At 64.3% G+C, this 11403-nt stretch carries 7 protein-coding genes; 2 read left to right on the forward strand and 5 right to left on the reverse strand.

The window, feature by feature from the left end:
- Positions 1-79: 79 nt before the first annotated feature.
- Both AC50X5_RS02715 and AC50X5_RS02720 read right to left on the reverse strand, forming a co-directional pair.
- Complete coding sequence (locus AC50X5_RS02715; RefSeq protein ID WP_494974607.1) at positions 80-3085, reverse strand: UPF0182 family membrane protein; 3006 nt, start codon at positions 3083-3085, stop codon at positions 80-82.
- A 135-nt stretch (positions 3086-3220) separates the two neighbouring features.
- On the reverse strand, positions 3221-4399 hold the full coding sequence (locus AC50X5_RS02720) for a YlbL family protein (protein ID WP_494974608.1): 1179 nt from the start codon (positions 4397-4399) through the stop codon (positions 3221-3223).
- Between the two features lie 222 nt (positions 4400-4621).
- Here AC50X5_RS02720 and AC50X5_RS02725 point away from each other — a divergent pair, with 222 nt between their 5' ends.
- Positions 4622-6076: a zinc-dependent metalloprotease gene (locus AC50X5_RS02725; RefSeq protein ID WP_494974609.1), complete on the forward strand. Its 1455-nt coding sequence runs from the start codon at positions 4622-4624 to the stop codon at positions 6074-6076.
- On the opposite strand, the gene AC50X5_RS02730 is transcribed toward AC50X5_RS02725, so the two are convergent.
- From AC50X5_RS02730 to nudC, 3 genes are all read right to left on the reverse strand, one after another.
- Positions 6073-6735: a M48 metallopeptidase family protein gene (locus tag AC50X5_RS02730; protein WP_494974610.1), complete on the reverse strand. Its 663-nt coding sequence runs from the start codon at positions 6733-6735 to the stop codon at positions 6073-6075. The two genes, AC50X5_RS02725 and AC50X5_RS02730, sit on opposite strands and share 4 nt — an antisense overlap.
- Positions 6732-8867, reverse strand: coding sequence for an ATP-dependent DNA helicase UvrD2 (locus tag AC50X5_RS02735; protein WP_494974611.1), 2136 nt, complete (start codon positions 8865-8867; stop codon positions 6732-6734). The genes AC50X5_RS02730 and AC50X5_RS02735 overlap by 4 nt, the downstream gene beginning before the upstream one ends.
- A 62-nt stretch (positions 8868-8929) precedes the next feature.
- Positions 8930-9979, reverse strand: a complete 1050-nt coding sequence (gene nudC / locus AC50X5_RS02740; protein ID WP_494974612.1) for an NAD(+) diphosphatase — start codon at positions 9977-9979, stop codon at positions 8930-8932.
- Positions 9980-10123: 144 nt separating this feature from the next.
- Here nudC and AC50X5_RS02745 point away from each other — a divergent pair, with 144 nt between their 5' ends.
- Entirely contained in the window at positions 10124-11401 is a 1278-nt protein-coding gene (locus AC50X5_RS02745; RefSeq protein ID WP_494974613.1) for a macrolide 2'-phosphotransferase, read from the forward strand.
- The last annotated feature ends 2 nt before the right edge of the window (positions 11402-11403 follow it).

Raw genomic sequence — 11403 nt, forward strand, 5'->3', positions numbered from 1 at the left:
CTCGGGCAGAACAACTGCGGCCCCGCTGGTCCTGAAGGACCGCGGGGCCGCAGTAGCGCCTTTGACTGGTTACCTTGGGTCAGCTGCCGGCAGCGGCGCTCTCCGTGGGCGTCGGCGTAGCAGTGGGTGGGGCTGCAACCGCAGGATCAGCTGCAGCCGCTTCCAGCCTGGCCTCGGCTTCCAGTGCCCTCTGCAGAGCCTCTGACAGCCGCTTCTGCTGCTCGCCGTAGCCCGCGAAGTCACCGCCTCCCAGAGCCGTCTGCCCGGCCTGGATGGCGGCATTCGCTTCTTCCAACGCCGCCTTCAGATCAGCGCGGGCGTCATCCGTAGCCGCGCCGGGTGCTGCCGGATCCGAGGGGGTATGGCCAGTGTTGTCCGAATCGCCGGCGGCTGCACCTGAATCGCCTCCGAACAGCTGGTCCAGGGCCTCATCCAGGGTGGGCGCGAAGCCGATCTTGTCGCCGAAAGCAACAAGCACCCGCTGCAACGTGGGGTAGGACGTTTCACCAGTGGACTGGAGATACACGGGCTGCACGTAGAGGAAGCCGCCGCCAGCCGGCAGGGTCAGCAGGTTGCCGTTCAGCACCTCCGAAGCGCCTTGGCGCAACAGGTTCAACGCCTGGGAAACCGTGGGGTCCGAGTTGAACTTGTTCTGCGCCTGGCCCGGGCCGGGCACCTGCGTTTCCGGCGGGATCTGCAGCAACCGCAGCTTGCCATAACCCTCGGCCTTGACGCCAGCCTGGTTACCGGCGTCGGAGTCAGCAGCGAGGAAGCCGTACAGGATGTTACGTGCATTCCCCTCCCCTGCGTTCTGCGGGATGAACCCGGACGTGAGCTGGAAGGCGGGAGCTTCCTGATCCGGCATCTGCAGCGACATATAAAACGGCGGCTGCTTGATCGGGTTTTGTGGAGTGCTCTCCACGGTGGGGTCGGCAGGAACGCTCCAGACGTCGTCGCCCTTGAACAGGCTGACCGGATCTGTCACGTGGTACCTGCCGAGCAACTCGCGCTGAACCTTGAACAGATCTTCCGGGTACCGGACATGGCTCATGACGTCGGCAGTCATCTCCGAGTAAGGCTTGATGCTGGCGGGGAAAACCTTCTGCCAGGCCTTGAGAATAGGATCCTGATCATCCCAGGCGAAGAGCTCCACACTGCCGTCGTACGCATCAACGGTAGCCTTCACAGAGTTCCGGATGTAGTTCACCGTGCTGTTCGGCAGCGCCGCACTGCGGCCGGAAGTTGTCTGGGAGTCGGCGGTGGCAGCGGACAGCTGGGCCTGCTCTGAGTACGGGAAGTACTGGCTGGTGGTGTAACCGTCAACAATCCACTTGATGCGGTCGTCGACGATTGCCGGGTAGGCGTTGCCGTCCACCGTCAGGTAGGGGGCAACCTTTTGGACGCGTTCGCGCGGCGTGCGGTCGTAAAGAATCTGGGATTCAGAGTTAACCGCATCCGATAACAGGAGGTCCGTGGACTGGAACTTGATGGCGTAGAGCACCTTGTTGAAGAAGCTGCCCACCTCGGGCCCGCCGTCACCTTCGAAGGTGTACTGGGTGTCCTGCTGGCCCTCTTCACCTGACGGCCGGTCCTGCTCACGTTTGGGCGCTCCCTCCGGAGCACCAACCACGGAGTAGTCCACGGTGTTTTCGCCAAAGTAGACGCGCGGTTGGTAACTGCCTTCATCGCCCAGGACGCCACTGGTGGGGATCCCGGACTGCAGGAAGTCAGGCTTTCCGTCCGCGGTGAACTTATTCCCCTTCGCGGCAACTACGCCGTAACCGTGCGTGTATACGGCATGCTCGTTCAGCCATGAAGTAGTGCCCAGACCGTCTGTATTGAGTTCCCGCACGGCGATAACAGTGTCCTGCACCTTACCGTCAACCTCATAGCGGTCAACGTTCAATGCCTCCGGGAACTGGTAGTACGGCCGGTACTGCTCCAACTGGCTGAACGCATCGGAAATCAGATTCGGGTCCAGAAGCCGGATGTTGGCGGTAGTCTGTGCATCTTGAGCCAGGGCGCCCGATTCCGCCTGGGTGGTGGCGTCATAACGCTGCATTTCTATTTGGTCCAGGCCGTACGCGGCGCGGGTCAGTTCAATGTTCCGCCCGATGTATTCCTCTTCCAGGGTCTGCTCCGACGGTGTCACCTGGAACTGCTGGATGACCCACGGGTAGACCCCGCCGGCCAGGATGGACGTGATGATCAGCATGGCTGTGCCGATGATGGGGAGGCGCCACTTGCCGATGACAGCTGCGGCAATGAACAGCACCGCCACCAGGATGGCCGCCACGGCCAGGATCGATTTGGTGGGGATCACGGCGTGGACGTCGGTATACAGCGCACCGGCCCACTTGCCGTTATCGCCCTGCACGGTGGCGAAGCGGTCCAGCCAGAAGTTGGCGCCCAGCAGCAGGAGGAAGGCAGCGCCTGCGACGGCGATGTGGATCTGCGCAGCACGGCTGGTGAAAATGCCACGCTCCATCAGGCGGATACTTCCGTAGAGGTAATGCGTGAGCAATCCGGCGATGCCCGCTACGACTACCACGCTGATCAGGAATCCCGTGATGAAACCAAGGAACGGGAGCGTCATGAGGTAGAAGCTGATGTCCATGTTGAATTCAGGATCGGCCTTACCGAAGGGTTCCTGGTTGAAGAACAACAGCACCCGCTGCCACTGACTGGCCGCAGCACTGCCGGCGAACAGCCCGAAGACGATGGGCACACCGATCATCACCACCCGACGGACCGGCTCCAGCTGCGCCTGGTAGCGGTTGAGGCTGTCCCGCACCTCTGAATCGGGGGCATAAATGGGACGGGCACGGTAGGCGATCCGGACGGCAAAGAAGACTGCCGTGAACATCAGGGCGAAGCCGGCAACGAAAATGCCAATCCGGGCCAGGTTCTGGGTCAGGAAGACTTCCACGAACCCCAACTGGCGGTACCACAAAACGTCTGTCCAGACGTTGGCGAAGAAAATGAAGCCGATCACGATGGCGGCTACAACGATCAGCGTGGGCGTCAGCGCGCCGCGTCTGGCAGAGGATCTTCCGGGCGGGGGTGTTGCAGCAGGACGGGACAAACTCGATACCTCATAGCTGGTTGTCTATTTACAGTTGAGAGTGCGGTGGAACAACTACTGGTGCCGGTCCAAAAGGGAAGGCAATAGCCGTCATCATTGGTACGAGCGGCGGCGCAGCATAGTTCCGGATTCAGTCTAGTTGCTGGCGCAGGCGGGGAGGTTTGCCGTTCCAGTACCGGACGCTGCCGATTCCAGTGCCCGCCGCGCATCCTCCAGAGTCTCCACCCTGACCACCTGGAGTCCGTCCGGTACCTGCCCCACGACTTCATCGCAGTTGCCTGCCGGTGCAAGGAACATCGTCGCCCCGTTTGAGCGGGCACCAATCATCTTCTGCGCAATCCCGCCGATCGCGCCCACCTGCCCGTCCGGGGAGATGGTGCCTGTTCCCGCAATATGCTCGCCCCCGGTGAGACTGCCCGGAGTCAGGGTGTCCACGATGCCCAGTGCGAACATCAGTCCAGCGCTCGGCCCGCCCACCTGCTCCAGCGAAATGGTGACATCAACGGGGAAAGTGAAGCGGTACTTGAGCATTACACCCAGAACGTGATTGCCGGCGTCGTTCTTCATGGGCGTTACCGTGACCGGGACCGGGCTGCCGGACCGTTCGACGACGAGAGCCACGTCCTGCCCTCCGCCCGCAGCGAGTTCGTCCTGGATGTCAGAGAGCGCGGTGACGGGTTTGCCGTTGATGCTCAGGAAGACGTCATCGGCCTGGAGTTTGCCTTCCGACGGTGAACCGTCGGAGAACCCGGCGGCCTGGAGTTCCTGTTCAAAAGGGATACGGAGTTCGTCGAGGGCGGCGGCTACCGCATTTTCCTGCGAGGACGCCATGGCCGCGGCACTTTGTTCTGCTGATTCTTCCCTGGTTACCTCAGTGGGATAAATGAGCTCCTCGGGATAGACGCCCTTGCGCGGATCCAGCCACGCGGAGAATGCACCGAGGATGGTTACCGGCCCGTTCGGACCGCCGTCGACATAGACAGTGGTCAGATCCAGCCTGCCTTCGGCCGGATAGACTTCCTTGCCGCTCACGCTGATGACGGGGCGGCCGCCGTCGGTGGCCAGGGTATTGAAGGTTGGCCCGGGTGATTCAACGACGTAGGGCACCGGCAGCGTCCCGACGGCTATGGCGAGAACCAAGGCTGCTACACCGGACAGCACCATGGCGCTGAAACGCGCGTCCTGTCCTGCAGTGCTTCTGCCGGAACCGCTGGCACCAGGAGGAAGGGCCCGCCGCCGTCCCCTGAGGGCGCCGCCATCGTGGGGCCCGTCCGATGGGTCCCCGGCGGCATGATGTCCGCGTGTGATAGTCATTCCAGTGCCTCTCCTCGCCGCCGGACCGGCCGACGGCGGCAGCGCTCCGGGCGGGCTGCCCGGCAGCGGTTTGCTTCCGGATCAAGCCTACGTGCCGATCGTGTGCATTCTTTGCGGTGCATTCTTTGCCATAAGCGAACGTGCCCGTTTTCCACAGACAGCGACACCGGCACCGGGGTACCGTGAAGGTGATCAACAGGCACCTCTAGGATCGGCAGGACCATGACCTCCAACCCCCTCAATCCATCTGACGGTGATGACAACCCGAAGGATCCGCTGGCAGAAATGTTGCAGAACCTGATGGGCGGTAAAGGCATGGAAAACATTGACGCCGCGGAAATCGCCCGTGCAGCAGGCCTGCCGGACGATCCCAATCTCCTGGCCCAGATGTTCTCCCAGGTCCAGGCCATGATGAGCGCGCCCTCCGAGGGACCCGTGAACTGGCAGCTTGCCCACGACAACGCGCGCCGCGTTGCCGCCACGGGCTCCGACCCTTCCGTCACCACGCAGCAGTCCCGCGACGTGGACGAGGCCCTGAGACTGGCCGAGTTGTGGCTGGACCAGGTGACCGGACTGCCGGCCACCGGACTCATCGGGCGTGCATGGTCGCGCGCCGAGTGGGTCGAGGCCACCCTTGGTACCTGGAAGCGCCTGACGGAACCAGTCGCCAACAGCATCGCCAACGCCCTGTCCTCCGCCATGACGCAGCAGATGCCCGAGGAGATGAAGTCCATGATGGGCGGCGCCTCGTCCATGCTCCAGAACATGGGCGGAGCCATCTTCGGCATGCAGCTTGGCCAGGCCATCGGCGCGCTGTCTGCCGAGGTTGTCAGCTCCACGGACATCGGTGTTCCGCTGGCTGACCTGGAGATGGCACTGCTTCCGTCCAATGTGGCCAAGTTCGGATCGGGATTGAGCGTGCCTGAAAACGATATCCGGCTGTTCCTCGCCGTCCGCGAGGCGGCACACGCCCGGTTGTTCGTCCAGGTTCCGTGGCTGCGCGGCCATCTGCTGGGTGCCATCGAGGCGTACGCCCGGGGAATCCACATCGATATGTCCCGCATTGAAGAGTTGGCGCGCGACCTCGATCCCGGCAACCCCGAGGGGATCCAGGAGGCCTTGTCCCAGGGTGTTTTCATGCCGCAGCGCACCCCTGCCCAGGAGCAGGCCCTCGAAAAGCTGGAAACAGCGCTGGCCCTGGTGGAAGGCTGGGTGGACGAACTCACGGCAGCGGCCACTGAGAACGTGCTCCCCTCCTCCGCTGCCCTTCGCGAAACCGTGCGGCGCCGCCGGGCAACCGGCGGCCCTGCAGAACATGCCTTTGCCTCCCTGGTTGGCCTGGAATTGCGGCCCCGCCGGCTGCGCGAGGCCGCAACACTATGGGCAACACTCAAGGAAGAACGCGGGATAGAAGGCCGGGACGCTATCTGGCAGCACCCGGACCTGCTTCCCACCGCCCAGGACCTGGACGATCCGAAGGGCTTCAGCTCGCGGCGCGCCTTGGCGGAAGCCAGCGCGACCGAAGTTGACGATGCGTTGCAGAAGCTGCTCAGCGGGGGCTTCGATTCGCAGTCTGATGCCGCCGGGGACACCACGTCCGGGAACGAAGACGGCGATTCGAACGGCAACTCCGACGATGGCTCAACCGATGAAGGCCAGGCCGGCAACAAGCCCTAGCCGGCTGCGCAGTCCGCGTCGCCTTCCGGACCGTCCTCTGGGGCGCCCTCGTGGGGCCCTCCAGCATCGGCATCGCGGTCCAGACCGCGGCCGGTTGCGAAGGACACGCCTTCCAGGAAGGCCTTAGCCCTTTCCGTGTGGGGGTAGGCCTCCAGGAGCCTCCAGAACGCGGCGTTGTGGCCTGCCACCAACAGGTGTGCCAACTCGTGGAGCAACACGTAGTCGATCACCCACTGCGGCATAGGCTGGAGCTTGTGGGAAAGCCGGATGGTTCCCTCGGAGGGTGTGGCTGATCCCCAGCGCGAGTTCTGGTTCCGCACCCAACGCACGGACGATGGCACCGCCCGGCCGCCCAGGTAGTTCCGCGACAATTCGGCAGCATGTTCGGCGAGGGCGGCGTCACTGGAAGCGCGGCGTGATCCCTTGCCTGCTGGTGCCCTCCGGCCCTGCCGGTGGAGCTTGTCCACCATCCGGGAGACCCACTCGGTTTCCTGGGCCAGGTTGAAGTGCGCGGGAATGGCCACGACTGCCTGCCCGTCTTCCCAAAAAGCGGCAACCGTACGGGTCCGGCGCGCGGAGCGCCGCACCACTACCGAAGCACCGTCCTGCAGCCTGCGCAGCGTATCCCCTGCCGGCCCGGCTACCTTGCGCGGGCTCACTCGCTGGTGCTTTCAGCCAGGATCTCCAGCACAGCCTCGCCGTACTTCTCCAGCTTGGACGGGCCGACACCCGGCAGTTGGGCCAGCTGCTCAACGGTGGTGGGCTTGGCCTCTGCAATGGCTGTCAGCGTGGCGTCAGTAAAGACCACGAACGCTGGCACGTCTGAAGCCAGAGCCGTGGCTTTGCGCCACTGCCGGAGGTCTTCAAAGGTCTGTTCCTCGTAGCTGGGCGGGCATTGGTTGCAGCGGCCAACCTTACGTTCGGCCCCGCTGCCGAGCATGCTTCCGCACACCCGGCACATGGCAGGTGCGGCGGCGTTCCGCCTCGGAACCCGTGGCAGCGACCTGGCCGAGCTTCCCGCAACGGAATCCGGCCGGAGCCCGTCCAGGAACCGTGAGGGTTTGCGGTTGGCACGGCCACCTGGCGTTCGTGCCGTAGACCAGGACAGGGACAGGAACTCGCGTGCCCTGGTGATTCCCACATAAAGAAGCCTGCGTTCCTCGTCCACGCTTTCCGGCGTGTCGGCAAAGGAAATCGGCATCAGACCCTCGCTCAGCCCCACCAGGAAGACTGCGTCCCATTCGAGGCCCTTGGCCGCGTGCAGCGACGCCAGGGTGACCCCCTGGACCGTGGGAGCATGCTGGGCCAGCGAGCGTTCCTGCAATTCATTGACGAAGTCTGCAAGGCCAAACCCCGGCCCGCGGGACTGCGAGAGTTCATCTGCCAGCGCTACCAGTGCAGCCAGTGACTCCCACCGCTCCCGGGATGCGCCGCCGCTGTGCGGTGCGGCGTCGGTGTAGCCGAGCGAGGCCACAATGTCCCGGACGATCTGGCCCAAGGGTTCAGGAGCACCTGACTCGGCCACCGCACGCGTGGCGGCCCGAAGCTGCAGGATAGCGTCCCGGACTTCCTTGCGGGCAAAAAACCGCTCACCGCCGCGCAACTGATAGCCGATTCCGGCGGAAGCCAGGGCCTGTTCATACGCGGCGGACTGGCCGTTGGTGCGGAACAGGACGGCGGTCTCGCTGGCGAGCGTACCGGCGTCGAGCAGTGCCTGGATTTGCTGGGCGACAGCGGCGGCTTCCGCTTCATCGTCCGTGCATTCCATGAACTTGGGTTCCGGACCGGCAGGACGCTGTGCCACCAGCTGCAGCGGAGTGGCCCAGGCTGCGTCAGCAACGGAACCCCCGCTGCGACGGCCGGCCAGCAGGTTGTTGGCCAGTTTCACCACCTGCGGGGTGGAACGGTAGTCACGGATGAGCTTGACGACGGCTGCATCAGGGTACTTGACCTTGAAGCCCAGCAAGTGCTGAGGTGAAGCACCCGTGAAGGAGTAGATGGTCTGGCTGGCGTCGCCCACTACGCAGAGCTCATCGCGACCCCCAAGCCAGAGATCCAGCAGCCGCTGCTGGAGTGGCGAGACGTCCTGGTACTCGTCCACTACGAAGTGGCGGTACTGTTCCCGCACTGTGGCCGCCACCTTGGCATCTTCCTGCAGGATGCCGACGGTGATCAGCAGAACGTCCTCGAAGTCAATGATGTTGCGGTCAGTTTTCAGGTCCTCGTAGGCCTGGAACACCCGGGCCACTGCGGTAAGGTCAAAGCCGCCGGGCGTCCCGCGGTCCTGCGCTTTTTCGAGGTAGTTGGCGGGAGTGAGCATGGAAACTTTTGCCCACTCGATCTCTGACGCAAGGTCGCGGATCGAAGCGCGGTCAGTGGTAAGCCTGAGCCGGCGGGCGGCTTCGGCGATGACAGGAGCCTTGTGGTCCAGCAGATTGGGCAGCTGGCCACCCACCGCCTGGGGCCAGAAGAACTGGAGCTGCCGAAGGGCCGCCGCATGGAAGGTGCGGGCCTGGACGTTGCCGACGCCAAGGTCCCGCAGCCGGCTCCTCATCTCAGCCGCCGCCCGTGCTGTGAACGTCACGGCCAGCAACCGCTGGGGAGCCAGGACACCGGAGTGGACACCATAGGCGATGCGGTGGGTGATGGCCCGGGTCTTGCCGGTTCCCGCCCCGGCCAGGACACAGAGCGGGCCCCTCAGCGTTGTTGCCACCTCCCGCTGTTCAGCGTCGAGTCCCCCAAGGATGCGGTCCTCAAGCGAGGTGGTGCTGTCAATGCTCTCTGTGGTCACTCTGCTGCTCTGTCGGTTGGGCGTGGACGGTCGGATGGTGCGCTGCTGCGACGGGGACCTGGTCAGGCTACCGGCTCCGGTTCGGCGATCGGGCCGCCGTACCAGTGCTCTATCAGGGCCCTGGCAATGGAAATCCTGGAAGGGATCACAATCTCTCCCGCAAGGACGGCAGCCTGGAGTTCCGGGCGGGTGAACCAGCGTGCCCGGGTGACCTCGACGCCGTCGGGCCTTGCTTCGGTGTCTGCCGTGGTTGCGGTAAAGCCCAACATCAATGATGCCGGAAATGGCCAAGGCTGCGAGCCAAGGTATTGGCAGGCGGTGACCCGGACGCCCACTTCCTCTTGGATTTCCCGAATGACCGCCTGCTCCAGGGACTCGCCCGGTTCTACAAATCCCGCCAGCGTAGAGTGCATTTTAGTGTCCATGGGACCGCCGCCGCCAAGCAACAGCCGTCCGTCCGGCCCTACCACTGTCACGATGATCGCAGGATCGGTTCGCGGGTAATGCTCGGAGCCGTCTCCGGGGCAACGGCGTACCCAGCCCCCTGCTTCAACGGTGGTGCGCTTACCGCAGCGGGGGCAGTGGGTGTGGCCGGCATGCCAGTTGGCAATGGCGCTGGCCTCGACAAAAAGTGCTGTGTGCGTGGCGTTCAATCTGCCGGCAACAGCACGGAAACCAAGCCACTGAGCGCGTTCCGGTGCACCGCTGACCTCTGCCGACACAGGCTCGGATAACACCACAAGGACGATTTCCGTGGCCACCGGCAGATCGCTGCCAGCCAACGCCGAGCCAAGGTAAATCAGCTCTTGGACCGGGGTTCCGGCTTCCTCAAGGCGGGACAGGAGGCCGGGCGCGTCCATCAGCACGAGGCCGGATTCCGCTACCAGGGCCTCGCGCCCAGCCAGCACCATGGCAAGGGTTCCCGGCCTCGCAGCGGTCCCGGCCACCATGCCCGGCTTCATCCGGGCTGCCGAAGCACGGTCGATCAAGGCCGGGCGAACAGGCAACACGGTGTTCACCAGATGATTGGCGCTTACCGGCTGCGGCGCTGACAGTTGCGAAACCGGCTGCCCTGGCACGGTTCCGGGTGCTGCAGGCTCTGATCGACTCATGCTTCCACCGTACTGACTCCCATGGACAATTCACATTCCTCATCGGCCGGCCCACCGGCTTTCGAAGGGAGAGATTTGGCGCGGATCTTGAGACTCGCCGTCGCACCTCAGTGACTTGGCCGCCAGTCAACCTACCGTGGAATGGTGAGAAGAAAACCTATGGAACTTGCGGCTGTAGCCACCGCGGCAGTCCCCGGACTGACCCCGACGGCGGTAAGTTCCGCGCCGGACGACGCCGCCGACTTTGATTCGGCACTGCTGCTGGACTCCGAAGGAAAACGCTGGAAGGTCCGCTCGCCCCGGCACCCCGAAGCCAGCGCACGGCTGGAAACCGAGTTCCTGGTGCTCCGGGCCTTCTCCCCCGCCATCCGCGCCGAGCTCCCGTTCCTCATGCCGACGGTAGCCGGAAAGGTCCGGCTCGGTTCCCTGAGCACTTTCGTCTACTCCCACCTCAACGGCACTACCCGGACGGTAGAAGACCTCACGTCCGGAAACGGCTCGCTGGCACGGGAAATCGGAGCCACCCTGGCAGCCATCCATGACCTGCCTCAGCCGCTGGTGAACAGCGCAGACCTTCCCAGCTACACCCCAAACGAATTCCGCCAGCGCCGGCTCAACGAACTGGACCAGGCCGCGACCACGGGCAAGATTCCCGGCCTGCTCCTGCTGCGCTGGGAGCACGCACTTGAGGATGTTTCCCTGTGGCGCTTCAACCCCTCCGTGGTCCATGGCGACCTTCACGAGGACAACCTGCTCGTCGACAACAACCGCGTCACGGCTGTCACCGGCTGGACGGATCTGCGCATCGGCGACCCCGCCGACGACTTTGCCTGGCTGGTAGCGTCCAACGAGCAGGACTTCATTGACACGGTGTTGAGGAGCTACACGGAAACCCGGCGTGATGTGCCTGATCCCCATCTACTTCGCCGCGCGGCACTGTCCGCGGAATTCGCGTTGGCCCAATACCTGGTCAAGGCCGTCGCTGCGGCCGATACCGCGATGATCGCTGAAGCCGAAGACATGCTAAAGACCCTCGCGGAAGACATCACCCGGCACGGCGGCCAGCCGATCGGCGTCGAACGGCTGCGCGCCCCTGCCGTGCCGGCGGCTTCCGCCTCCACCGAGGCCCCGGAAAGCTCCGCTGGGTCCGCGGCCTCCGGTGCCTCACCTGACAATGGAACGGTCGACGCAGCCACTGGGGACGCAGCCACTGAGTCTGCAGCGAGGGCCCTCTCCATGGGGCAGGCCGCAGCACCGGTTCCGCCGGTGCTCGTCACACCTATTCCACTCACCGGGGTTCCGGCTGTCCAGATCATGCCCATCCCGGACGACGAGGCCGCAGAACCAGCGAAACGTGCCGACGAAGACACATCAACCGCCGCCATCAGCATCGTCCCCGGCGGGCAGGGAAAAACGCCCTAGTT

The sequence above is a fragment of the Pseudarthrobacter sp. MDT1-40-2 genome (assembly GCF_059383595.1).

Bases quoted from the DNA above. Each gene is read 5' to 3' on its own strand.
- AC50X5_RS02720 (WP_494974608.1), bottom strand. From the start codon at position 4,399: ATGACTATCACACGCGGACATCATGCCGCCGGGGACCCATCGGACGGG.
- AC50X5_RS02725 (WP_494974609.1), top strand. From the start codon at position 4,622: ATGACCTCCAACCCCCTCAATCCATCTGACGGTGATGACAACCCGAAG.
- nudC (WP_494974612.1), bottom strand. From the start codon at position 9,979: ATGAGTCGATCAGAGCCTGCAGCACCCGGAACCGTGCCAGGGCAGCCG.